Raw genomic sequence first — 22,727 nt, 5'->3', positions numbered from 1 at the left:
GCTGGGCGCATGCGGATGTCAGTGATCGGATGCGGGTATCTGGGAGCGGTGCACGCTGCGGCGATGGCCTCGCTCGGTCACGATGTCGTGGGGATCGACGTGGACGAGGGCAAGGTCGCCGACCTCACCGCGGGTGCCGCGCCCTTCTTCGAGCCTGGCCTCGCCGAGCTCCTCGAGGACGGGGTGCGGTCAGGGCGGTTGCGCTTCGCCGCTGATCCGGCGGCCGCTGCCGGGGCGGACGTGCACTTCCTCGCGGTCGGTACCCCGCAGTCCGCCTCCGGGCCCGCGGCCGACCTCCGCTTCGTCGACGCGGCGATCGACGGGCTGCTCCCCCACCTGCGACCGGGGGCGGTGGTGGCCGGGAAGTCGACGGTCCCCGTGGGCACCGCAGCCCGTCTCGCCCGTCGGATCGCGGAGACCGGCGCGACGCTCGCCTGGAACCCCGAGTTCCTCCGGGAGGGCTGGGCCGTCCACGACACCCTCCACCCCGACCGTCTGGTGGCCGGCGTCGAAGACACCCCGCAGGGCGCCGCCGCCGTCGACCTGCTCCGCCGCGTGTACGCCGCGGCGATCGACGCGGGCGCGCCCTTCCTCGTCACCGACCTGGCCACCGCGGAGCTCGTGAAGGGCGCCGCCAACGCGTTCCTCGCGACGAAGATCTCGTTCATCAACGCCATGGCCGAGATCGCCGAGGCGGCCGGAGCGGACGTCACCCTCCTCGCCGAAGCACTCGGACACGACTCGCGCATCGGCCGTCGCTACCTCGGCTCGGGAATCGGGTTCGGGGGCGGCTGCCTGCCCAAGGACATCCGCGCGTTCGCGGCGCGCGCCGAGGAGCTCGGACGCGGGGAGGCCGTCGGGTTCCTGCACGAGGTGGACGCCATCAACCTCCGCCGACGGGATCGGGCGGTGCGCCTCGTGGTGGATGCGCTCGGCGGCCTCGTCTTCGGGCGGAGGATCGCCGTCCTCGGTGCGGCCTTCAAGCCCTTCAGCGACGACGTCCGCGACTCTCCCGCCCTGGAGGTCGCCGTGCGGCTGCGGGGACTGGGGGCCGATGTCGTGGTGACGGATCCCGCGGCGATCGAGAACGCCCGCGAACGGCATCCGCAGCTCGGGTACGCCTCGTCCAGGGACGAGGCCCTGCGGGACGCGGATGCGGTCGTCGTCGTCACGGAGTGGGACGAGTACCGCCGGGAGCTCCGTCCCCAGCACGCCGGCGGGCTCGTGCGGGGCCGCATCGTGATCGACGGGCGGAACTGTCTGGATGCCGACGCGTGGCGGGCTGCCGGCTGGACCTACCTCGGGATGGGACGACGCTGAGGCCCCGTCGGTCAGACCACGCTCGCGTCCTGCCGCACGGTGGAGCGTCCGAGGTAGACGTAGTCGTCGTGCTTGGCCCGACGCCCGTCCCCCGCCGCGCGGCCGTGGAGTCGTCGCCACACCCATGGGAGCGCGTACTGCCGCCACCAGGCCGCGCGTCCGATCGGCTCGTTCTCGTGCAACGCCGCATCCAGCGCTCCCAGCGCGTCGGCGTGCGGCACCCCGAGCACCTCCGCGACGCGATAGGCGAGCACCCGGTGGCCCCGACTGCCGAGATGCACGAGGTCCTCGCCCCAGTGCTGTCGCTCCCCCAGCGCCGGGAGCAGATCGGTGTCGATGAGGATCGCACCGGTCCGCGCCGCGACACCGGCGAGCGCCGTGGCGAAGGCGGAGAAGCGCCGCGTGTACAGCGCCGCCGCGCGACGGGCCGGCAGGAACGGCGTGACCAGGATCACGTCGGCACCGGTCGCGCGCAGCCGCCGCACCGCGGTCTCCAGACTCGCGGCGAGCGCGGGCACGTCGACGCGGTGCCTCACGAGATCGTTGGCACCCACCAGGACGGTGACCAGGTCGGGGCGGAGTTCGCGCGCCCGCTCCAGCTGCGGTCCGCACACGTCGGACACCCGCTTCGACCGGATCGCGAGGTTCGCGTAGTGGAGGCCTCCCCGCGCGGCGAGGAGCAGCGCGAGCCGGTCCGCCCACCCGCGGAGCGCCCCGTCGGGTCCGGGATCGCAGAGCCCCTCGGTCACCGAGTCGCCGAGGGCGACGATCCGTCGCCAGCGGCGCGAGGGGGCGGGCGGGGCCGGCTCCGGCCGGACGAGGCGGCGAGCGCGCAGCCGACGGTCCACGGCGTGCAGCGTCCGCGCCTCCTCGAAGTGATCCAGGAGCTGATCGCCGAGGTGCGCCCAGCTCCGGCCCTGCACCGCGCTCCAGCCCGCCTCCCCGAACGCCCGACGCCGGCGCTCGTCTCCGGCGAGATCGGTCACGCGACGGCGGAGGTCTGCGAGGTCTCCTGGTCGGTACAGCCATCCGTCGACGCCGGGTCGGACGAGATCGAGCGGGCCTCCTCTGCCTGTGGCGACCACGGGGACACCGCTCGCATGGGCCTCCTGGAGCGTCTGCCCGAAGGTCTCGCTCTCCCCCGGATGCACGAAGACGTCGAAGGAGGCCAGCGCCGCGGCGAGCGCCTCCCCGTCGAGCCGCCCGAGGAAGAGGGCGTCGGGAAGCTGCTCCTGCAACCGCTCCCGCCGGGGACCGTCTCCGACGATGACGAGACGCGTGCCGGGGATGCCGTGCAGTGCGGCGAGATCCTCCACCTGCTTCTCGGGGGCGAGGCGTCCGACGTAGCCGATGACGATCTCGGCTCCCCACTCCGCCCGGAGCACGTCGCTGCGCCGCGAAGGGTGGAAGAGCTCGGCGTCCACACCCCGCCCCCAGGACCGGATGCGGTCGATGCCGAGCCGACTCAGCTGCTGTGCCGACTCGGTGGACGGCGCGAGCGTGAGTGTCGCCCTCCGGTGCAGTCGGGCGATGTGGGCATGGGCGATCCCTGTCGTCACCGCGACGCGATACCTCTCCGTGTACGCGGCCACGTCGGTCTGGTATGCCGCGACCGTTCCGACACCCCCGCGTTGTGCAGCGAGCAGGCCCCGCCACCCGAGCGCGAACGGCGACGCGAGGTGGACGACGTCGGGACGGAAGCGGTGGAGCTCCGCGCCGATCCTCCGAGTGGTCGCCGCGCCCACGCGGACGTCCCGGTACCCCGGGAGCGGGACGCTGGGAATCGCCGTGACGGGCGCGCCGTGCAGCTCCGCCGGGATTCCGATCGCGGCCGGAGCGAGCACACAGGACTCATGCCCTCGGCGCTCCAGGTGACGGAGGATCTGCATCACGGATCCGGTCACACCGTTCATGTGCGGAAGGAAGGACTCGGTGACGATCGCGACTCTCACACCCTCAGGATGGCGGCGATCCCCGTCCCCGCCGAGGGGAATCGGCGTCGGGCACCGGATGTTCACCGGATGCTGGATCACGGGTCACCGGCTATCCGCGCGTTGGTTCCCGTTCACCGCCCCGGGGCAGAGTGACGCCCGTGTCGACAGACCTGCTCGCTGACGTCCTCGCCAGCCCCTGGAGCCTGGCCGCGATGAGCCTGCTCGTGCTCGGCGACGCGTTCTTCGTCATCATCCCCGGGGAGATCGCCGTGACCGCCCTCGGCGCCGTGGCGGTGACCACCGGAACGCCCGCGCTCTGGATGGTGGTGCTCTGCGCTGCGGGGGCAGCGGTGCTCGGCGACGCCTGTTGCTATCTGATCGGTCGTGTCGTCGGCACCGAGCGCTGGGGCTGGATGCGAGGGCACCGCGTCCGGCAGGCCCTCGCCTGGGCACGCCATCGGCTGGACCACGGCACGGCCACGGTGCTGTTCACCGCGCGCTTCGTGCCGTTCGCCCGGCTCGCCGTCAACCTCGTGGCGGGCGCCTCCCGCATCCATCCCCCTCGCTACCTGGCACTCGTGACCCTGGCCGCGCTCGGGTGGGCGGGCTACCAGGCCGCCGTCGGAGCGATGGTCGCCGCAGTACTCCCCGGGGGCCCTCTCGTCGCCGTCCCGGTGTCGGTGGCACTCGCCGTCGCCCTGGGGCTCGGGCTCGACCGACTCACACGGAGGCGGGAGCGGTGACCCTCGCCGCCCGTCCGGCCGTGCTCTAGGCTCGGGAGCATGAGCACCGAAGAAGGCGCCGGCTCCTCCTCCGAGGACATGAAGCGCAAATTCAAGGAAGCGCTCGAGAAGAAGAACGCGCACCACCGACAGGGCGAGGCTCACCTCGACGGCGATTCCGCCGTGCACGCCGCCCACGCCCCGCAGACGCGGCGCGAGTTCCGACGCAAGAGCGGTTGACCGCGAGGATGCGGGAGCCGGTCTCCTGCTCCCGCATCCCCCTCCGCAGACACGGACGTGCCCCGCGCCGGAAGGCACGGGGCACGTCGCTGTCAGGCCGCCGTTCGGGTCACTCTCCGGCGAGACCGCCGAGCATGTGACCGAAGGAGCGTCCCTCACCCAGGTAGGTGGCGGGGTCGTACGGGTCGACGACCGCGGCGGCATCCCGGCGCGCGACGGCCTCGGCGAGTTCCCTCGCCCCCTTCTCGACCCGCTTCGCCAGCGGCGCGACGTCGTCCCCCGCGCCGCCCCAGTCGCTCGACGCCGCGAAGACGCCCGTCGAGACGGCCTCGGCATGCAGGTAGGCGAACAGCGGTCGGATCGCGTAGTCGATCGCGAGCGAGTGCCGCGGTGTCCCCGCGTTCGCCCCGATCAGCACCGGCTTGCCGGTGAGCGCGTCCGGGTCGAGCACGTCGATGAACGACTTGAACAGCCCGGAGTAGCTCGTCGAGAAGATCGGGGTGACCGCGATCAGCGCGTCGGCCGAGACGACGGTGTTGATCGCCGTCTCGAGTGCGGGGGGCGCGAAGCCGGTGAGCATGTTGTTCGTGATGTCGTGCGCATGGTCGCGCAGCTCGATCACGTCGACGGTGGCCTCGATGTCGCGCTCCGCGAGCGCCTTCACGGTCTCCGCGGCCAGCCGGTCGGCGAGCATCCGGGTGGACGACGGGTTCGACAGCCCCGCCGAGACGACGGCGATGCGACGCGAGGTCATGTCAGGCCTCCTTCCGGCCGAGTCCGAAGGCGGCACCCGCGGGCGCCGGCGTGTCCTGGTAGGGCGAGTCCCCGGTGAGGTTGTCTCCGCGGTTCGCACCGGGGCGCGCCTGCCGCGTGGGCCCGTCGCCGTACGTCGCCTGCACGCGCGCGGCGTGGGTCGGCGCGTCGGGCACCGTGGACGGGCGGTCCTTCGCGAGCTCCTTGCGGAGCACCGGCACGACCTCGGAGCCGAGGATGTCGAGCTGCTCGAGGACCGTCTTCAACGGCAGACCCGCGTGGTCGATGAGGAACAGCTGGCGCTGGTAGTCGCCGTAGTGCTCGCGCATCGCCGCGTACCGGTCGATCACCTGCTGCGGCGATCCCACCGTCAGCGGGGTCATTTCGGTGAAGTCCTCCATGCTGGGGCCGTGACCGTAGACCGGGGCGTTGTCGAAGTACGGGCGGAACTGGTTCACCGCGTCCTGCGACTTGGCGGCCATGAACACCTGGCCGCCGAGACCGACGATCGCCTGCTCCCGCGTGCCGTGCCCGTAGTGCTCGAAGCGCTGACGGTACAGCTCGATGAGCCGCTGGTAGTGCTCCTTCGGCCAGAAGATGTTGTTCGCGAAGAAGCCGTCGCCGTAGTAGGCGGCCTGCTCCGCGATCTCCGGGGTGCGGATGGAGCCGTGCCACACGAACGGGGCGATGCCGTCGAGCGGACGGGGTGTCGAGGTGAAGCCCTGCAGCGGGGTGCGGAACTTGCCCTCCCAGTCGACGACGTCCTCACGCCACAGCTTGTGCAGCAGCGCGTAGTTCTCGATCGCGAGCGGAAGGCCCTGACGGATGTCCTGCCCGAACCACGGGTACACCGGGCCGGTGTTGCCGCGGCCCAGCATGAGGTCCATGCGGCCGTCCGAGACGTGCTGCAGCATCGCGTACTCCTCGGCGATGCGCACCGGGTCGTTCGTCGTGATCAGCGTGGTCGAGGTCGAGACGATGAGGCGTTCCGTCTGGGCGGCGAGCGCGGCGAGGAACGTCGTGGGGCTCGACGACCAGAACGGCGGGTTGTGGTGCTCGCCGATGGCGAAGACGTCGAGGCCCACCTCCTCGGCGTGGGTGGCGATGGCCAGCGTCGCCTTGATCCGCTCCTGCTCGCTGGGGGTGACTCCCGTGGTGGGGTCGCGGGTGATGTCGCTGACCGACATGATGCCGAACTGCATCGCCTGCGCGCCTGACTGCTCGCTCATGATTGCTCCGTGTTCTCCGAATCGGATGCTCGACATCCGGTTCTATTCATTTGAATGTAATTGGGTCAACGCGTGCAGGGCAACTTTATTCCCGGCCGGTAGCCTCGGAGAATGAGCACCACCGGAGTCGGGACGACGGGGCCCCACACAGGGCCGGTCGCCCGCAAACGCCGACGCGTGCCCTTCTGGGACAACGCGCGATACGCCTGCATCGTCCTCGTGGTGTTGGGTCATGCCATCCAGCGCCTCAGCTACGACTCGGACATCGCCTTCGCCTTCTATCTGGCGCTCTACGCGTTCCACATGCCGGCGTTCGCCATCATCTCGGGCTACTTCTCCAAGTCGGGCTCCCCCACCCGGACGCAGATGGCCCGCGTCATCACCGACATCATCCTGCCCTACGTCATCTTCGAGGCGCTCTGGACGCTCACGAAGTGGCTCGTGGAGGGAGAGAGCACCCCGAATCCGACCCAGCCCAGCTGGACGCTCTGGTTCCTGCTCGCGCTCGGGATCTTCCGTCTCGTCCTCCCCTACCTCGCGCTGCTGCGTTGGCCGCTGCTGTGGACGATCGTGATCTCCATCGGCGCCGGCTACCTGCCGAACGTCGACAGCACGTTCTCGCTCTCCCGGACCCTGGGGCTGCTGCCGTTCTTCACCCTGGGCTGGTGGCTCCGGGAGCGGAACGTCGTCGACCGCCTCCGCCTCCTCGACGTCCGCCCGTGGTGGAGCCGCGTCCTCGCGCTCGTCGTCCTCGGCGCGGCCGGATGGGCGGCGTGGAACTGGCTGCCGCTGTGGCAGGCAGTCGACCTGCGGCACTGGCTGTTCTACGAAGACTCCTACGTCGACCTCGTCGGCGATCAGTGGTGGGCCGGCGGCATCCGCATCCTGCTCATGCTGCTGGCAGTCGTGCTGTGCGCCGCCTTCTTCGCCCTCATCCCGCGCGGAGCGTACTGGTGGACCACGTTCGGCCAGTACACGATGTACGTCTACCTCCTGCACTCCTTCGTGCTCTACCCGTTCCGCGAGAGCGGCGTGCTGCGCGACCTCGAGCCGACCTGGTTCTGGCTCCCTGCGGTCACGGCGCTGTCGGTGGTCCTCGCGCTGCTGCTCGCGACCAAGCCCGTGCGGCGGGTGTTCCGTCCGCTCGTGGAGCCGCGGCCGCGGTGGCTGTTCGCCGACCCCGAGCTCGCCTCGCGGGAAGGCCGCCGGAACGATCCGACCGGATCCCGGCGTCCGCGATGACAGCCACCCACCCCGCATCCGAGGTCCGGGACCGGCTCGTCGCCATCGCCGACTCCCAGGGGTTCGATGCGCACGGGCTTCACGTGCGCATCGGCGACGACACCGCGGGTCACCGCTGGACACCCGATGTCCGGGAGGACGTGCACTCGATCGCGAAGGGCGTCTGCGTGCTGGCCGCCGCGCTCGCCGCCGACGACGGACTGATCCGCCTGGACGACACCGTCGCCACCCTCCTGCCGGACCACGAACTCGGCGAGGGTGTCGCTCACATCACCCTGCGTCACCTGCTGTCGATGTCGAGCGGCATCGACCTGCCGTGGTCCGAGACGCTGATGACGGACTGGCCGGATCTGGCCCGGGAGTTCCTGCGACGGCCATCACGCGGCCGCGTGTTCCAGTACTCCAACGCGAGCACCTACACCGCCATGACCGCCCTCGCGACCCGGGTGGGCGATGTCGGCGACTACCTCTCGACCCGCCTGTTCGCCCCGCTCGGCATCGAGGACGTGGCGTGGTCCCGCTGCCCGAACGGCCGCATCGAGGCGGGGGGTGGCCTGCCGCTCCGCACCGAGGAGGTCGCGCGCCTGGGGCTGCTCATCCGCGATCGTGGCTCCTGGCAGGGACGTCGACTCGTCGCCCCGGAGTGGATCGACGCCATGCACGAGGACGGCGTCATCGCGGGCGTCAACCCGGGCTACGACCGCTATGCGCTCGCGGGCTGGCAGGGTCCGGGACGAGCGTGGCGGCTGCACGGGGCCCACGGCCAGCTGCTGCTCTTCCTCGACGACGCGGTGGTGACGGTGACCGCTCACGATCACGCCGGAGCGGATGCGTTCGCTGCGGACGCCGTCGCCGTCCTCGAAGACGTCGCCGCCGGCTGAGTGCTCAGGCGAACAGCTCCGCCCCCACGTACGAGCCCGGTTGCGCTCCCGGGGGGATGGCCCAGATGCCTGAGCCCACGTGACGGATGTACTCGTTGAGACGATCGGTCGACAGCCGGCGTTGCAGGCTGATGAACTGGGCGCGATCACGCTGGTAGGACAGGAAGAACAGCCCGGCGTCGAGTCGTCCGAGGGCGTTGTTGCCGTCGACGTAGTTGTAGCCGCGGCGCAGGATGCGGATGCCGTCGTTCTGCTCCGGATGCGCGAGCCGGACGTGACTGTTCGCATCGATCTTCGTCCCGCGGAAGTCGGGCGCCGTGAACTCGTCGCCACCGGAGAGCGGCGCCCCGACCCCCTTGTCCCGTCCGATGATCGTGTCCTGCTCGGAGAGGCGCACCCGGTCCCAGGTCTCGATGAGCATGGCGATCTTCCGGGCGACCAGATACGAACCGCCGGCCATCCAGGACGGCTCGTCACCTTCGGCGACCCAGACGTGCTCGGCGAGCGCCGCGGTGTCGTCGGCGAGGATGTTGGCCGTGCCGTCCTTGAAGCCGAAGAGGTTCCGGGGCGTGGCCTGGCTTGCCGTCGTGCGCGAGGTCTTGCCGAATCCGAGCTGCGACCAGCGCAGGCGGGCCCGCCCGAACGCGATGCGGCTGAGGTTGCGGATCGCGTGCACGGCGACCTGGGGGTCGTCGGCACAGGCCTGGATGCACAGGTCGCCGTGCGACGCCGCCGGATCGAGGTTGTCCCCGAGGAAGGCGGGGAGCCGTTCGAGGCCGGACGGACGCCGCGCGGCGAGACCGTAGCGATCGCCGTCCTCGTTCTCGAACAGCCCCGGACCGAACCCGAACGTGAGGGTCAGGCCCGCGGCGGGGAGCCCCAGCGCCTCCCCCGTGTCATCCGGGGGCGCTTCGGCGGGACCGTTCACCGCGCCGCTCGCACTCACCTCCAGCCCCTGCGTCATCCGCGCCGCGGCGTACGACCAGTCCTGCAACAGGGAGATGAGGTCGTCCCGATCGGTGCGGGGCATCATGTCGAAGCTCGCGAAGTGCAGGTGGTCCTGCACCGGCGTCGTGATGCCGGCCTGGTGCGCGCCGAAGAACTCGTACCGCGACTCGGCGTCCTCGGCGGCACGCGCACGCCCGAGCGCCATGCCTCCGGCCGTCCCGGCCCCCAGCCCGACGGCCAGGCCGGCGACACCACCGCCGACGGCCAGCCCGAGCAGCCCGCGGCGGCTGAGACCGCCGCCGGAGGGCTCCGACGGCGGGGCCGCCGGCGCCTCCCGGGCGACGGATTCCGACTCGTTCACGTCCGCGCTCCTCCGTGTGCCGCCGTCAGTCGAGCACCGTGCCGGTGAGCTGCGAGAGCGGCTCGGCGAGTGCGTTGATGAGGTCGGTGAACTCCCGCTTGTCCGCTTCGGTCAGCTCGCCGTAGCCGACGAAACCCTTCGTGAGCGAGCCGTGCGCGGCGAGGGACTCCTCGAGGGCGGTGTATCCGGTCTCGATCTCGGAGACGAGGGCCTCACCGTCGTCGCCCTGCGCCGCGGCGAAGTCCTGCACAAGTGAGAAGGCCATCTTGGATCCCTCGACGTTCGCGGCGAAGTCGAAGAGATCCGTGCCGGACCACCAGTCCTCCTCACCGGAGATCTTGCCGGTGGCCACCTCGTCGAGCAGTGCGATCGCGCCGTTCGAGATGCCGCCGATCCCCTGGTCGTCCAACGCGGTGGTGAAGTCGTCCGAGTGCACGTAGTCGTACAGCTCCTGCACGTCGGCCAGGAGCAGGTCGCCGTAATCGGCGCGCTCCGCGGGCGTGGACGGCGTCCAGTCCTGCCATGCCGGGGTCTCTCCGTCGGCGTTCAGCGCGTCCTTCGCCGGCACCCAGAGGTCCTTCTCGATGCGGTGGAATCCGGTCCAGTCCAGGCCCTCCGCCACCGCATCGACCTCTCGGTAGTCGATCCGCGGGTCGAGGTCTCCGAGCGCCTCGGCGACGGGCTCGATGCGCTCGTAGAACGCCCTCGTCTGGGGGAAGAGCGTGCGGGCGGTCTCGTCGTCGCCGGACTCATAGGCGGCCACGAGGTCTTCCACGGCCGGCACGAGCTGCCCGACCTGATCCTTCACGAACGCCCCGTAGAGATCGACGGCCTTCTGCTTCTGCTCGGCGTCGGGGCCGTCCACCGCCACGCGGTCTCCGGTCACCGTGAACGCCGCCCGACCGACACCGTCGCCGACCATGCCCGGCTTGCAGAGCGTGAAGTACTCGCCCGGCTGGGCGACCACCGTGAGGGTGCGGGACGCGGCCGGGGCAATGTTCTCGACTTCGCCGACGATCCGCAGTCCGTCCTCCGCCAGCAGGTAGAACTCGGAGACCTGGTCGGTGTCGTTCTTCACATCGAACGTCAGCGTCCCGCTCTTCGCGGTGGACGCGGAGACGGCGCAGTCCGTGGCGGTGGACGAGACGTCGAACGCCGCCGTCGCCTGGCTATCGCTCTTCGCGACGCAGCCGCTGAGGAGGAGGACGGCGGTACCCGCGGCGGCTGCCGCGGCGAGGACCCGGTGCGAGGTGATCATGCTGCTCCTTGCTGTGTGAGGGAGGACGTCGGGGTGGCGGCGGAGGCACCGCGCGTCGAAGGGCGTGCCGAGCGAAGGCCGCGGAGGTAGAGCCCGCCCACGACGAGGAGGTAGAGGCCCCAGGCGAGCACCTGCAGCCACGTCATGGCGGGCATGAAGCCGACCGTGGCCTGCAGGACGGAGGCCAGGGCGCCGCCGGGAGCGATCGCCGCCGACACGTCGAACGCCCAGCCGAACGGGAAGCCGGCCGCGCCCACGGCGACGGCGCCGGTGACCGGGTCGAGCGGAGCGGCGGCGGTGAACGGGCCGGGAAGCGCGCCGGCCTCCTGCAGATCCATCAGCGCGTAGGCGAGGACGCCTGCCGCGACGATCACGAGGAAGCCGCCCGTCCAGGCGAAGAAGCGCCGCAGGTCCAGGCGCAGCGCCCCGCGGGAGATGAGCCAGCCGAGCACGACGGCCACGGAGAGTCCCAGGAGCGCGCCGACGAGGGCCGAGGGGGCGTCGCCGAAGGACTGCACCATCGACCACAGCAGCAGCGTGGTCTCGATCCCCTCGCGGGCGACGGAGACGAAGCCGATCGCGATGAGCGCCCAGAGACCACCCACCGTCAGCGCGCGATCGATGCCGCCCTCCAGAGTCGCCTTCATGGTGCGGCCGGCGCGCTGCATCCAGAAGATCATCCACGTCACCATCGCCACCGCGACGAGGGACAACCCGCCGCCGATCAGCTCCTGGGCCTGGAACGTCAGTTCGTAGGCTCCGAAGGTCAGGATCGCGCCGATGCCCAGAGCGAGGGCGATCGCGAGACCGACCCCGGCCCACATCTTGGGCAGCGCGTCCCGCCGACCGAGACGGCGGAGGTAGGCGACGAGGATGCCGACGACGAGCGCGGCTTCGAGACCCTCGCGGAGTCCGATGAGGAAGGTGGCGAGCACGGGAGACACTCTCTGACTGACGACTGAGGTAAGGCATCCCTTACCACCGAGACTCTAGCACCGCGACCGGCGCCGCCCCGACACCACCGCCGGAGGTAATGGAGTGCAACAGAGCGTCCTCCGGCCACATCCCCGACATAGCCTCGGTCCATGGCTGAACTCTCGCTCCCCATCCTCGACCTGTCCCAGCTCGACGACGGCCCCGAGGCCGCGGCGCGCTTCCGCGACGACCTCCGCGCGGCCACTCACGACGTCGGCTTCTTCTATCTCACCGGCACTGGGATCTCACCGGAACTCGAGGCGCGGCTGCACCAGGCGGCCCTCGACTTCTTCGCCCTGCCGGAGGAGGACAAGCTCGCGATCGAGAACGTCAACAGCCCGCACTTCCGCGGCTACACCCGGATCGGCGGGGAACGGACGCAGGGCAAGGTCGACTGGCGCGAGCAGATCGACATCGGCCCCGAGCGCGAGCCGGTGGACGGCGGCCCCGCCTTCAACCGCCTCATCGGCCCCAACCTCTGGCCGGCCGCCCAGCCCGAGCTGAAGCAGGTCGTCACCGAGTGGCACGACGCCCTGACGGAGATCGCCCGCAAGCTCCTGCGCGCCTGGGCCCTCACTCTCGGGGCCGAGGAGACCTACTTCGACGAGACGTTCCGCGATCCGTCGACCCTGATCAAGATCGTGCGGTACCCGGGCACGAACGAGCCGGAACCGCAGCAGGGCGTCGGCGCGCACAAGGACTCCGGGGTACTGACGCTGCTCTGGGTCGAGCCCGGCAAGGGCGGGCTCCAGGTCGAGCGTGACGGCGAGTGGGTGTCGGCTCCCCCGGTGCCCGGCGCCTTCGTCGTCAACATCGGCGAGCTGCTCGAGTACGCCACCGGCGGCTACCTCAAGGCGACGAACCATCGGGTGATCTCGCCGCGGGCGCCCGAGGAGCGCATCTCGATCCCGTTCTTCTTCAACCCCGCCCTCGACCAGCAGCTGCCGTTGCTCGAGCTCCCCGCCGACCTCGCCGCCGAGGCCACCGGAATCACCGAGGACCCGAGCAATCCGATCCACGCGACCTACGGCGAGAACGCCATGAAGTCGCGACTGCGCGCGCACCCCGACGTGGCGGCCATCCACCACCCCGATCTGGTCCGGACGCCCGCCTGACAGGCTCCGCGACGCGTCATCCCGGACATGACGAAGGCCGCCCCACACCGTGGGGCGGCCTTCTCAAGAATGTTCTGCGCGATTGAACGCTGGGTCCGTGGTGCCTTATCGGCGAAGACCAAGGCGTGCGATCAGCGAGCGGTACCGCTCGATGTCGACGCTCTGGAGGTAGCCGAGCAGACGACGGCGCTGACCCACGAGCAGGAACAGACCACGACGCGAGTGGTGGTCGTGCTTGTGCTCCTTCAGGTGCTCGGTGAGGTCCTTGATGCGCTGCGTCAGCATCGCGGCCTGCACCTCGGGGGATCCGGTGTCACCGGGGTGCGTCGCGTACTCTTCGATGATCGCCTTCTTGACGTCTGCTTCCAGTGCCATAGATTCGATCCCCTCTCTGCTTGTTGCGCGGCGCCCGACGCCTGATGCGTGAGCTCTCTTTATCCGCGGCCGATCGAACGGCAACCTGACGAGTCTACCAGCCCGAACGACCACGGCGGGACACGGGGTCCGGACCGGGGTCCACCGGTCAACTAGGCTCGGAATGTGCAGAAGAAGATCGCCCTGTGAGCTCCCGACGCGGCCATCTGATCGACCTCACCCCGCTGAAGGCGAGCCCGGCCTTCGCCCGGATGTGGATCGGCTCGACGCTCGCCGGCATCGGCGGTCAGCTCACCATCGTGACCGTGATGCTGCACGTGTTCGAACTGACCGAGAGCACGTTCGCCGTCTCGATGATCGCCGTCGCCGGCCTTCTCCCGATGATCCTCGCCGGTCTGTACGGCGGCATGCTCGCCGACGCGTTCGACCGCCGGCGGGTCGCGCTGATCGCGGCCACCGTGACGTTCGCCTCCACCGCGCTCCTCGCCGCGCTCACGTGGACGGGGACGGAGACGATCTGGTGGCTGTACGCGCTGAGCATCGTGAATTCGGCGGCGAACTCCGTCGGCATGGCCACCCGGACGGCGATCGTCCCCCGGCTCATCCCCCGCCGCATGCTCGCCGCCGCGTCCGCGCTCAACGGCGTCGCCTTCGGACTCACGGTCATGGCCGGCCCCGCGCTGGCCGGACTCCTCGTGGCCCTCACCGGGTACGGCTGGACGTACACGATCGACGTCGTGCTCATGCTGTCGATGTTCCTCGGACTGTGGACCCTCCCCGCCCTGCGCCCCGAAGGCGACACCGTGCGCCCCGGCTTCGCCTCACTCGTCGACGGCTGGCGCTTCCTCCGACGGGCGGGCAACATCCGGATGCAGTACGTCATGGACATCATCGCGATGACCTTCGGGCAGCCCCTCGTGCTCTTCCCGGCGCTGGGCACCGTGATCCTCGGCGGCGGCGCGTTCACGACCGGTATCCTCACGGCCGCGGTCGCCGTCGGCACCTTCTCCTCGAGCCTGTTCTCCGGCCGCGTAGTGCAGTACCGGTGGCACGGTCGTGGGATCGCCCGTGCCATCGAGGCCTACGGCGCCGCGATCGCCCTGTTCGGCGTCGTCCTCCTGATCGGCGCGCTCTCCGCGACGCCCGCCGGTGAGGACCGGCCGCACGTCCTGCTCATCGTCGCCGCCTGCGTGGCGCTCGCGCTCTCCGGCGCCTCGGACAACATCAGCTCGATCTATCGGAACACCATGATGCAGGCCGCGGTGCCCGACGCCATGCGCGGACGCCTGCAGGGGCTCTTCGTCGTCGTGGTGACCGGCGGCCCCCGCGTCGGCGCCCTCTACGCCGGGACGCTCGCGACGCTGACGTCGCTGTGGTTCCCCCCGCTGCTCGGCGGCATCCTCGTGATCGTCCTCGTCGCCCTCCTCGCCCGTCGGCACCCGCGGTTCCGCGCCTACGACGCAGAGAACCCCGAGCCCTGACGGGCCCGGGGTTCGGAGAGGTCTGCGCGCGTCAGTCCTGCTGCAGCGCACCCTGGAGGTCGAGCGTGATCGTGACGTCCTTGCCGACGAGCACACCGCCGGTCTCCAGCGCGGCGTTCCAGGTGAGGCCGAAGTCCTCGCGGTTGATGACCGTCTTGGCGGAGGCACCGGCCTTGTAGTTGCCCCACGGGTCGCTGCCGAAGCCGCCGAAGTCGAGCTCGAAGGTGACGGGCTTGGTGATGCCGCGGATGGTGAGGTCGCCGTCCACGAGGAAGTCGCCGCCCTCGACGCGCGCGCCGGTCGAGACGAAGTCCATGGTCGGGAAGTTCTCGGTGTCGAAGAAGTCGGCGGAGCGGAGGTGCTGGTCACGGCCCTCGTCCTTCGTGTCGACGGAGGTCACGTCGACCGAGGCTTCGACCTTGGCGTCGAGGGGGTTCTCCGGGGCCACGAGCGTCGCGCTCTTCACGCCGAAGGTGCCGCGCACCTTCGAGATCATCATGTGGCGGACGCTGAAGGTCACCTCGCTGTGGGACGGGTCCAGGACCCAGGTGCCGGGGCGGTAACCGGGGATGTCGATGCTGCTCATGGTTGCTCCTCAGGAGACGTCGGCCGCGGCGGCGGCGAAGGGATGGCACCGCGATCGTCCGCGGCACCCTTCCCACAACATACATTCACTCGCATGTATTCCCGTGTCGAGCAGAAAGTCCGGAGACGTCGAAAGCGCCCCACACCACAGGGGGCGGGGCGCTTCCGAACGAGGATGTCAGCCGACGGCGACGAGATCGATGATGAAGATCAGCGTCTTGCCGGAGAGGAAGTGTCCTCCCCCGGCCGGGCCGTAGGCGAGGTGCGGCGGGATGATCAGCTCGCGACGACCGCCGACCTTCATGCCGGGGATGCCGTCCTGCCAGCCCTGGATCAGGCCGCGAAGCGGGAACTGGATGGTCTCGCCGCGACCCCACGACGAGTCGAACTCCTCGCCGGACTCGAACTCCACGCCGGCGTAGTGGACGGTCACGGTGTCGCCGGGCTTGGCCTCGGCACCGTCACCCTCGATGATGTCGCGGATGACCAGTTCTGCGGGGGCAGGGCCGGTCGGGGCGTCGAACTCGGGCTTTGTGCGATCAGTCATGGCTCCATCCAACCCGACCGTCGCGCGCCCGGTCAACGCGACCGCACCTGCTCACAGCGAACACCTCGTCGAGCCGCCGTGGCTGCCCGTCACGGAGACCCTTGACACATCCCCGGGGCCGGGTGCACCCTGGTGGCAGATCAACTCAGCGCCCGGGAGACATGCAGGCATCGCCGCAGCACCGGGCGCTGAGTCTGTCTCCGGGCGTGCCGCTCAGTAGGCCAGCAGCGCGGCTCGTGCCGCCCTCGTCCGGATCAGCAGGGCACGCTCGTCCTCGACCGCGAGCGGGTCGCGACCGGTGATCGCCCGCTGGCGGACAGCCGCCAGCGCCGTCGCGTCCTTGATGAACTCACGCATCAGCGGCCGGCGGTCGCCGCGCAGCTGCGCCGCCCACGCCAGCCCGACCTTGCGCCCGGCGGGCGTGGCGAGCATCGTGACCTCCTCCGGCGTGAACCAGCCGGCGGCCGCGTACTCGGCCAGGCGCGCCCGCGTGAGCCGCGCCTCCTCTCGCCGCAGCGCGACGATCCCGAGGATGAAGCCGATGAACAGCGGCACCTGCAGGGTGAAGTAGAGCCCGAAGAAGTCGGCGAAGGTGGCCGAGCCGTTCCACAGGCCGTGCAGGAGGATCGCCCCGACCATGCCGAGCAGGCCCGCGCCGGCGGCCGCTCCCGCGGAAGCGTGCCGGCGAGCCACGAGGCCGATCGCGAACCCGGTCAGCGAGGTGAACATCGCGTGGGCGAACGGCGACAGCACCGCGCGCACGATGAAGGTCACGCCGAGCTGCTCTCCGCCGCCCTCGATCAGGCTGATGGCGAAGTACTGGATGTTCTCGGTGAACGCGAAGCCCGCGCCGACGAGCGCCCCGTACACGACGCCGTCCACCGGACCGTCGAAGGAGCGCCGCGCGAGCAGGAAGATGAGGAAGACCCCGAGGCCCTTCCAGAACTCCTCGACGATGGGAGCCTGGACCACCGCGGAGAACTCCTCGGAGCGGATGTCGAACAGCATCGTGAGGCCGATGTCGACGAGGAGCGTGAGGCCGACCGCGGCCACGGCACCCCAGGCGATGGCGAACGCCACGAGACGCTTGGGCTCCGGCTCCCACCGGTCGATCATGCGCACCCCGAGGAAGACGATCGTGAGCGGGATCAACGCCAGGACGAGCCCGATCACCGACGCGGTCGGTCCGAGCGCCCAGCCGAAGTAGCCGATGAGCGCCAGGAGGAGGAACCCGAGGAAGCCGAACAGCCACAGCGAGATCGTCCGGCCCTTCTTGTTCGGCACCGGGAGAGCCGGCAGCGACTCCGCGGGCGACGGCGCGACGGGAGCCGGCGGCGTGTAGGGCGTCGGCTGCGCGAGGGCCGACGCATAGCCGGGCTGCTGTCCGAACGACGGCGGCAGATACGGCGACTGCGCGTACTGCGCGGCGGAGTACGCACTCGGCTGCGCGGGCGGCGCGGACGGCGGCGTGTACCGGGCGGGCTGCTGGGGGTCGGACGGTCCTCCGAAGGTCATGCTCAAAGCTTATGGGGCACAAGCATCCGCGCCGGGCTCTGGGGGCTTCCTCCACCCGACCGGCCGCACGCACCCGGTAGCGTAGAACCATGCGGTTCGCTCACCTGCGCCGTCCAGACTCCTCCCAGGCGGTTCTCGCCGTGGTGGAGGACTCGGACGCCATCCTCGTCTCCGATCTCCTGTCCGACGCGCCTGCCACCCTGCAGCAGCTGATCGAGCGAGGAGACGCCGGACTCGACGAGCTCCGCGCCGCCCTGCGCGACGGCACGGCCCCGCGCCACCCGCTGACCGGCTGGGGGTTCGCCTCCGCCGTGATCGCGCCGCCGGCCGTGCTCGCCGTCGGCCTCAACTACGCCGCGCACTCCAGCGAGCTCGGACTCAAGACCGACGCCGCACCGACCGTGTTCACGCTGTGGCCGAACTCGCTGACCGGTCACGACCAGATCACGTCCTGGCCCCGGAGTCTCAGCGAGGCCGTCGACTACGAGGCCGAGCTGGGCGTGCTCATCGGCACCCCCGCGAAGGACGTCCCGGAAGCCGATGCCCTGACGCACGTGTGGGGCTACACGGTGGTCAACGACATCACCGCGCGGAACATCCAGTTCTCCGAGGCGCAGTGGTCCCGCTGCAAGTCGTTCGACGGCTTCACCCCCACCGGGCCGTTCGCGGTGACCGCCGACGAGATCGCCGACCCGCAGGACCTCCACATCTGGACCGTCGTGGACGGACACACCGTGCAGGACGCCAGCACCGACCAGATGGTGCGCTCGGTGGCGAAGCTCATCGCCCACCTCTCCCAGTCGCTCACCCTGCTCCCCGGCACCCTGATCTCCACGGGCAGCCCCGGCGGTGCCGGCTACTCGCGCGACCCGCAGATCTTCCTCCGCGACCGCTCGACCGTCACGGTCGGCATCGACGGGATCGGCGAGCTCACGACGCACTGCCGCATCCTCGACTGACCCGGATACGCGAAGGGGACGGGAGCTTCGAGCTCCCGTCCCCTTCGCATATCCGGCCGACGCTCAGATCTGGATGAGGTCGTCCGGGGTGACGATCGGGATGGCCGCCGTGACCGCCTCCAGACCCGAGAGACGGGCGGGAGAGAGCTGCTTGGTGACCTCGTCGCGCGACATGAGTCCGGCCTCGACCACCAGGTCGGCGACGTTGCGGTTGGTCAGCAGGGCCGTCTTGGCCAGGGCGGCGGCCGCCGCGTAGCCGATGAAGGGCGTGAGCGCCGTGATGACGCCGACCGACGCGCCGACCATCGCGCCCAGACGGTCACGGTTGGCGGTGATGCCCTCGACACAGTTCACGCGCAGCGTCCACATGGCCTGACGCATCCAGGTGATCGACTGGAAGATCGAGTGCGCGATGACGGGCTCGAAGGCGTTGAGCTGGAGCTGACCGCCCTCGACGGCCATGGTCACGGTCATGTCGGCGCCGACGACCGCGAACGCCACCTGGTTCACGACCTCCGGGATCACCGGGTTGACCTTGCCCGGCATGATGCTGGAGCCGGCCTGCCGTGCGGGCAGGTTGATCTCGCCGAGGCCCGCCTGCGGACCCGACGACAGCAGGCGCAGGTCGTTGCAGATCTTCGAGAGCTTGATGGCGTTCCGCTTGAGCGATGAGGAGAACGACATGAAGGCGCCCGTGTCGCTCGTGGACTCGACGAGGTCGGTGGCCGTCTCCAGGTCGAGTCCGGTGATCTCGCGCAGGTGCTTCAGCACGGCGGGCGCATAGTCGGGGTGGGTCGTGATGCCGGTGCCGATCGCGGTCGCGCCCATGTTGATCTCGAACATGAGCGAGGCGTTCTCGGTGAGGCGGCTGTGGTCCTCGCCCAGGGTCGTGGCGAAGCCGTGGAACTCCTGGCCGAGCGTCATGGGCACGGCGTCCTGGAGCTGGGTGCGGCCGACCTTGAGGATGTCGTGGAACTCCCCCGCCTTGCCGAGGAACGCCACGCGCAGGGCGTCCAGCTCGTCGAGCAGCGAACGCAGCGTCAGCGAGAGGCCGATCTTGACCGCGGTCGGGTAGACGTCGTTGGTCGACTGGCTGCGGTTCGTGTGGTCGATCGGAGAGAGGAAGGCGTAGTCGCCCTTCTCGCGTCCGGCCATCTCCAGCGCGATGTTGGTGATGACCTCGTTCGCGTTCATGTTCGTCGACGTGCCGGCGCCGCCCTGGATGACGCCGACCGTGAACTGGTCGTGGAACTCGCCGTCGATGACGCGCTGCGCCGCGCGGTCGATGAGGTCGGCCCGCTCGGCGTCGAGGACGCCGATCTCCTTGTTGGCCCTGGCGCTGGCCTGCTTCACCATCGCGAGGGCGATCACCAGTTCGGGATAGACCGAGATGGGGCGCTTCGTGATCGGGAAGTTCGCATCGGCGCGGGCGGTGTGGATCCCCCAGTACGCGTCGGCGGGAATCTCCATGCTCCCCAGCGAATCGGTCTCGGTGCGGGTATGGGCGGGCGCGGCAGAAGCCATGTCACATCCTCGTGGGTCGTGGCGAACGGAAAAGTGGGGGATGCGACCAGTCTACGCCGGTCCCTGCGGGGTTTTCCGGGAGAACACCTCCAGGCGCTCCTCCGGGGCCAGCGCCGCCATCCGCGCGATCCACTCCTCCGAGAAGTAGTCGTCGGTCGGCGCGTCGACCACGGGGACGACCGTGTGCGTGAGGGTCTCCGGCCGCACGTGCACGAGCTGGAACGCCTGGGCGGCGTCCATGCCGTTCACCTCCGCCGCCGGACGGGCGACGTTCATCGTGTAGCAGGTGGCGGATGCCACGCTCACCGGGACACCGGCGAAAAGACCGTGTGCGGAGTAATGCAGGTGGCCGGCGAGGATGCCGCGCACGTCGGTGCCGCGGATGACGGCGGCGAGCTCGTCCTGATGACGGAGCTCGAGGATGTCGAACAGCGGCAGATGGCTGGGCAGCGGCGGGTGATGCATAGCCAGGATCGTGCCGTGCGGCGCGGGCTCCGCGAGGACGTCGGCCAGCCACGCGAGCTGCGCCGGGTCGAGGTCGCCGTGGTGCCATCCCGGGACGCTCGTGTCGAGGGCCACGAGCCGCAGCCCGTCGATATCCCAGACCCCGGTGACCGGCTCTTCGGTGGGCTCGCCGTCGAGGAGCGCTTCGCGCAGCGCCGGGCGCTCGTCGTGGTTGCCCGCGACCCAGACCACGGGAGCGCCGAGCTCGGCGGCGACCGGCTCGATCGCGGCCCGGAGCCGGCGGTACGCATCCGGCTCGCCGAGGTCGGCGAGGTCCCCGGTGATCACGATGGCGGCGGGAGCGGGATGCACGGCGCGGATCGCCTCGAGCGTCCGCGCGAACGTGCGCTCGACGTCGTACCGTCCCCCCAGCGCGGCACCGCCGGCCAGGAAGTGCGGGTCACTGACATGGATCAGGACATGGGACGCGGGGGCGTACCGGCCGAAGACCGGGGGCGTTCCGTTGAGTGCGGACATGCCCTCAGCCTAGGGGCGGGCGCCGACGCTCCCTCTTGGCGCGCCGGACGCTCAGTGGCCGACGACGATGAGCAGGATGCCGGCGATGACCGCGGCCCCGCAGAGCACGAAGCAGCCGTAGGCGCCCACGAGGGCGAGGGTCTTCTGCCCTTCGGTGAGCGGGCTCTTCCTCGCTGCCTTCGCCGCCTGCTTCGCGGCCCGCTTGAGCTCCTTCTCGGAGATCACCGTGATGGCATCGGTGAACTCCGCGGGGCTGACCACGGGCGCCCGTCCGCTGCGCACGAGCAGACGCAGCCCCAGGGCGTAGAAGGTGACGATGGCAGCGGCGCCGATGAGCGCGGCAGCGAACACCTGCAGAAAGGCGATCCAGTCGATCGTGACGTTCATGCCGAGTCCCCGTTCTGCGACGCGTCGGACGAGGAGACGCTGCCGGTCTTCGCTGCCTTCGCGTCGGCCTTGGCCTTGGCCTTCTTCTTCGCCTTGTCCTTGGCCTCGGCCTTCGCCTTCTCCTTGGCCTCGGCGCGGGCCTTCGCCTCCGCCTTCGCCTGGGCGATGCGCTGCTGGCGACGCGTGGGCGGCGGTGTATCCGGGACCTCGACCGCGAGGTGGGACTCGGCGACGTCGCTCATGGCGTTGGCCGGGGTGACGGCGTTGCGCCGGGAACGCATGTACAGCCCGAGGATGATCACCACGGCGAGCACGGCATCGATGGCCACACCCCAGGGACCGAGCCAGACGACGAGCAGCGCCGCCAGGGCGCCGACCCCTCCGGCCGCGGGCAGGGTCAGCAGCCAGCCGACGCCGATGCGACCGGCCGTCCGCCAGCGGACCGTCGAGCCGCGGCGACCGAGACCCGATCCGATGACCGATCCCGAGGCCACCTGCGTGGTGGAGAGGGCGAAGCCGAGGGCGCTGGAGGCGAGGATCGTGGCCGCCGTGGAGCTCTCGGCCGCGAAGCCCTGAGCCGGCTTCACGTCGGTCAGGCCCTTGCCCAGCGTACGGATGATGCGCCAGCCGCCGAGATACGTGCCGAGGGCGATCGTGAACGCACAGGCGACGATGACCCAGAGCTCGGGCTCGTGGTGCGCACCGGACTGCCAGCCGATCGTGATCATCGCGAGGGTGATGACGCCCATCGTCTTCTGTGCGTCGTTGGTGCCGTGGGCGAGCGCGACGAGGGACGAAGTGAAGATCTGACCCCAGCGGAAGCCGTCGCGCCCGTCGGGCTTGCCGTCGTAGCGCCGGGTGATCGAGTAGGCGATCTTCGTCGCGACGTACGCGATGATCCCGGCGGTGATCGGGGCGATGAGAGCGGGGAGGACGATCTTCGACAGAACGGCGCCGAAATCGATGCCGCCGAGGCCGGCGCCCACGAGCGTCGCACCGATCAGACCACCGAAGAGGGCGTGGGAGGAGCTGGACGGGAGGCCGAGCAGCCAGGTCAGCATGTTCCAGGTGATCGCGCCGATGAGTCCGGCGAAGATCAGCGAGAGGAACAACTCCGCCCCTGCGGCGATGATGGCATCCTCCTGGATGATGCCGCCGGAGATGGTCTTGGACACCTCCGTCGACAGGAAGGCGCCGACGAGGTTCAGCAGGGCGGCCAGGAGCACCGCGGTCTTGGGCTTGAGCGCTCCGGTCGCGATGGGCGTCGCCATCGCGTTCGCGGTGTCGTGAAACCCGTTCGTGAAATCGAAGAAGAGTGCCAGCGCGATGACGAGCACGACGATGAGGGCTGCGGTTTCCACCGTTCGCTTTCGGTCTTGAGGAAGAGGGAGATGT

Annotated in this window: 22 protein-coding genes; 8 read left to right on the top strand and 14 right to left on the bottom strand. The window is 70.3% G+C overall.

What is annotated here, in order from left to right:
- Positions 1-9: 9 nt before the first annotated feature.
- On the top strand, positions 10-1,320 hold the full coding sequence (locus tag C6C15_RS07000) for a UDP-glucose dehydrogenase family protein (RefSeq protein ID WP_105949648.1): 1,311 nt from the start codon (positions 10-12) through the stop codon (positions 1,318-1,320).
- Positions 1,321-1,331: 11 nt separating this feature from the next.
- Here the strand turns inward: C6C15_RS07000 and C6C15_RS06995 are convergent, their stop codons facing one another.
- Positions 1,332-3,272, bottom strand: a complete 1,941-nt coding sequence (locus C6C15_RS06995) for a GDSL-type esterase/lipase family protein (RefSeq protein ID WP_105950784.1) — start codon at positions 3,270-3,272, stop codon at positions 1,332-1,334.
- 140 nt (positions 3,273-3,412) lie between these two features.
- Between C6C15_RS06995 and C6C15_RS06990 the strand changes: the two genes are divergently transcribed.
- Positions 3,413-3,997 carry a DedA family protein gene (locus C6C15_RS06990; RefSeq protein WP_105949647.1) on the top strand — a complete coding sequence of 195 codons (585 nt, stop codon included), beginning with the start codon at positions 3,413-3,415 and terminating at the stop codon, positions 3,995-3,997.
- Between the two features lie 39 nt (positions 3,998-4,036).
- The gene (locus C6C15_RS06985) at positions 4,037-4,216 is read left to right on the top strand and encodes a DUF5302 domain-containing protein (protein ID WP_025103207.1); all 180 of its coding nucleotides are present in this window, start codon (positions 4,037-4,039) and stop codon (positions 4,214-4,216) included.
- Positions 4,217-4,325: 109 nt separating this feature from the next.
- On the opposite strand, the gene C6C15_RS06980 is transcribed toward C6C15_RS06985, so the two are convergent.
- A complete protein-coding gene (locus C6C15_RS06980) occupies positions 4,326-4,970 on the bottom strand; it encodes an FMN reductase (protein WP_105949646.1) in 645 nt (214 codons plus the stop codon).
- A 1-nt stretch (position 4,971) separates the two neighbouring features.
- Positions 4,972-6,198 (bottom strand): LLM class flavin-dependent oxidoreductase, encoded by a 1,227-nt coding sequence (locus tag C6C15_RS06975; RefSeq protein ID WP_025103205.1) that lies wholly within the window; start codon positions 6,196-6,198, stop codon positions 4,972-4,974.
- 111 nt (positions 6,199-6,309) lie between these two features.
- On the opposite strand from C6C15_RS06975, the gene C6C15_RS06970 reads away from it, so the two are divergent.
- Together C6C15_RS06970 and C6C15_RS06965 are read left to right on the top strand one after the other, a co-directional pair.
- Positions 6,310-7,440, top strand: coding sequence for an acyltransferase family protein (locus C6C15_RS06970; protein ID WP_105949645.1), 1,131 nt, complete (start codon positions 6,310-6,312; stop codon positions 7,438-7,440).
- Positions 7,437-8,321: a serine hydrolase domain-containing protein gene (locus tag C6C15_RS06965; protein WP_105949644.1), complete on the top strand. Its 885-nt coding sequence runs from the start codon at positions 7,437-7,439 to the stop codon at positions 8,319-8,321. Before C6C15_RS06970 ends, C6C15_RS06965 begins: the two co-directional genes overlap by 4 nt.
- 4 nt (positions 8,322-8,325) lie before the next feature.
- Here the strand turns inward: C6C15_RS06965 and efeB are convergent, their stop codons facing one another.
- From efeB to efeU, 3 genes are read right to left on the bottom strand one after another with little or no spacing between them, the layout of a single operon-like run.
- Positions 8,326-9,630 carry an iron uptake transporter deferrochelatase/peroxidase subunit gene (gene efeB / locus C6C15_RS06960; protein ID WP_105949643.1) on the bottom strand — a complete coding sequence of 435 codons (1,305 nt, stop codon included), beginning with the start codon at positions 9,628-9,630 and terminating at the stop codon, positions 8,326-8,328.
- A 25-nt stretch (positions 9,631-9,655) separates the two neighbouring features.
- A complete protein-coding gene (efeO, locus tag C6C15_RS06955) occupies positions 9,656-10,888 on the bottom strand; it encodes an iron uptake system protein EfeO (RefSeq protein ID WP_105949642.1) in 1,233 nt (410 codons plus the stop codon).
- Positions 10,885-11,823, bottom strand: a complete 939-nt coding sequence (efeU, locus tag C6C15_RS06950) for an iron uptake transporter permease EfeU (RefSeq protein ID WP_105949641.1) — start codon at positions 11,821-11,823, stop codon at positions 10,885-10,887. The genes efeO and efeU overlap by 4 nt, the downstream gene beginning before the upstream one ends.
- A 150-nt stretch (positions 11,824-11,973) precedes the next feature.
- On the opposite strand from efeU, the gene C6C15_RS06945 reads away from it, so the two are divergent.
- Positions 11,974-12,978, top strand: coding sequence for an isopenicillin N synthase family dioxygenase (locus tag C6C15_RS06945; protein ID WP_105949640.1), 1,005 nt, complete (start codon positions 11,974-11,976; stop codon positions 12,976-12,978).
- 105 nt (positions 12,979-13,083) lie between these two features.
- Here the strand turns inward: C6C15_RS06945 and rpsO are convergent, their stop codons facing one another.
- Positions 13,084-13,353, bottom strand: coding sequence for a 30S ribosomal protein S15 (gene rpsO, locus C6C15_RS06940; protein WP_017203073.1), 270 nt, complete (start codon positions 13,351-13,353; stop codon positions 13,084-13,086).
- Between the two features lie 185 nt (positions 13,354-13,538).
- Between rpsO and C6C15_RS06935 the strand changes: the two genes are divergently transcribed.
- Positions 13,539-14,834, top strand: coding sequence for an MFS transporter (locus C6C15_RS06935; RefSeq protein WP_105949639.1), 1,296 nt, complete (start codon positions 13,539-13,541; stop codon positions 14,832-14,834).
- Positions 14,835-14,865: 31 nt separating this feature from the next.
- Here C6C15_RS06935 and C6C15_RS06930 read toward each other — a convergent pair whose 3' ends face one another.
- From C6C15_RS06930 to C6C15_RS06920, 3 genes are all read right to left on the bottom strand, one after another.
- Entirely contained in the window at positions 14,866-15,420 is a 555-nt protein-coding gene (locus C6C15_RS06930) for a YceI family protein (protein ID WP_025103197.1), read from the bottom strand.
- Between the two features lie 177 nt (positions 15,421-15,597).
- Positions 15,598-15,966, bottom strand: a complete 369-nt coding sequence (locus C6C15_RS06925; protein WP_025103196.1) for an FKBP-type peptidyl-prolyl cis-trans isomerase — start codon at positions 15,964-15,966, stop codon at positions 15,598-15,600.
- Positions 15,967-16,179: 213 nt separating this feature from the next.
- The gene (locus C6C15_RS06920) at positions 16,180-17,481 is read right to left on the bottom strand and encodes a PrsW family intramembrane metalloprotease (RefSeq protein WP_105949638.1); all 1,302 of its coding nucleotides are present in this window, start codon (positions 17,479-17,481) and stop codon (positions 16,180-16,182) included.
- Positions 17,482-17,570: 89 nt separating this feature from the next.
- Between C6C15_RS06920 and C6C15_RS06915 the strand changes: the two genes are divergently transcribed.
- Positions 17,571-18,440: a fumarylacetoacetate hydrolase family protein gene (locus C6C15_RS06915; protein WP_105949637.1), complete on the top strand. Its 870-nt coding sequence runs from the start codon at positions 17,571-17,573 to the stop codon at positions 18,438-18,440.
- A 63-nt stretch (positions 18,441-18,503) separates the two neighbouring features.
- On the opposite strand, the gene C6C15_RS06910 is transcribed toward C6C15_RS06915, so the two are convergent.
- The 4 genes from C6C15_RS06910 to C6C15_RS06895 are packed head-to-tail and all read right to left on the bottom strand — an operon-like array spanning position 18,504 to position 22,693.
- Positions 18,504-19,964, bottom strand: coding sequence for an aspartate ammonia-lyase (locus tag C6C15_RS06910; RefSeq protein ID WP_025103193.1), 1,461 nt, complete (start codon positions 19,962-19,964; stop codon positions 18,504-18,506).
- A 51-nt stretch (positions 19,965-20,015) separates the two neighbouring features.
- Positions 20,016-20,945: a phosphodiesterase gene (locus C6C15_RS06905; protein WP_060922643.1), complete on the bottom strand. Its 930-nt coding sequence runs from the start codon at positions 20,943-20,945 to the stop codon at positions 20,016-20,018.
- A 51-nt stretch (positions 20,946-20,996) separates the two neighbouring features.
- Positions 20,997-21,332 carry a hypothetical protein gene (locus tag C6C15_RS06900; protein WP_025103191.1) on the bottom strand — a complete coding sequence of 112 codons (336 nt, stop codon included), beginning with the start codon at positions 21,330-21,332 and terminating at the stop codon, positions 20,997-20,999.
- A complete protein-coding gene (locus C6C15_RS06895; RefSeq protein WP_060922644.1) occupies positions 21,329-22,693 on the bottom strand; it encodes an inorganic phosphate transporter in 1,365 nt (454 codons plus the stop codon). Before C6C15_RS06895 ends, C6C15_RS06900 begins: the two co-directional genes overlap by 4 nt.
- Positions 22,694-22,727 lie beyond the last annotated feature (34 nt).

It is taken from the genome of Microbacterium sp. str. 'China' (genome assembly GCF_002993305.1).
In the GTDB taxonomy this organism is placed as follows: Bacteria; Actinomycetota; Actinomycetes; order Actinomycetales; family Microbacteriaceae; genus Microbacterium; species Microbacterium paraoxydans.
Note: the sequence above shows the minus strand (reverse complement) of the source record. Positions and strands in the feature narration are given on the sequence as shown.

Coding starts and splice junctions, on each gene's coding strand:
- C6C15_RS06915 (WP_105949637.1), top strand. CDS start 17,571: ATGCGGTTCGCTCACCTGCGCCGTCCAGACTCCTCCCAGGCGGTTCTC.
- C6C15_RS06905 (WP_060922643.1), bottom strand. CDS start 20,945: ATGTCCGCACTCAACGGAACGCCCCCGGTCTTCGGCCGGTACGCCCCC.
- C6C15_RS06980 (WP_105949646.1), bottom strand. CDS start 4,970: ATGACCTCGCGTCGCATCGCCGTCGTCTCGGCGGGGCTGTCGAACCCG.
- C6C15_RS06910 (WP_025103193.1), bottom strand. CDS start 19,964: ATGGCTTCTGCCGCGCCCGCCCATACCCGCACCGAGACCGATTCGCTG.
- C6C15_RS06925 (WP_025103196.1), bottom strand. CDS start 15,966: ATGACTGATCGCACAAAGCCCGAGTTCGACGCCCCGACCGGCCCTGCC.
- C6C15_RS06900 (WP_025103191.1), bottom strand. CDS start 21,332: ATGAACGTCACGATCGACTGGATCGCCTTTCTGCAGGTGTTCGCTGCC.
- C6C15_RS06920 (WP_105949638.1), bottom strand. CDS start 17,481: ATGACCTTCGGAGGACCGTCCGACCCCCAGCAGCCCGCCCGGTACACG.
- C6C15_RS07000 (WP_105949648.1), top strand. CDS start 10: ATGCGGATGTCAGTGATCGGATGCGGGTATCTGGGAGCGGTGCACGCT.
- C6C15_RS06945 (WP_105949640.1), top strand. CDS start 11,974: ATGGCTGAACTCTCGCTCCCCATCCTCGACCTGTCCCAGCTCGACGAC.
- rpsO (WP_017203073.1), bottom strand. CDS start 13,353: ATGGCACTGGAAGCAGACGTCAAGAAGGCGATCATCGAAGAGTACGCG.
- C6C15_RS06985 (WP_025103207.1), top strand. CDS start 4,037: ATGAGCACCGAAGAAGGCGCCGGCTCCTCCTCCGAGGACATGAAGCGC.
- C6C15_RS06970 (WP_105949645.1), top strand. CDS start 6,310: ATGAGCACCACCGGAGTCGGGACGACGGGGCCCCACACAGGGCCGGTC.
- C6C15_RS06965 (WP_105949644.1), top strand. CDS start 7,437: ATGACAGCCACCCACCCCGCATCCGAGGTCCGGGACCGGCTCGTCGCC.
- C6C15_RS06975 (WP_025103205.1), bottom strand. CDS start 6,198: ATGAGCGAGCAGTCAGGCGCGCAGGCGATGCAGTTCGGCATCATGTCG.
- C6C15_RS06930 (WP_025103197.1), bottom strand. CDS start 15,420: ATGAGCAGCATCGACATCCCCGGTTACCGCCCCGGCACCTGGGTCCTG.
- efeO (WP_105949642.1), bottom strand. CDS start 10,888: ATGATCACCTCGCACCGGGTCCTCGCCGCGGCAGCCGCCGCGGGTACC.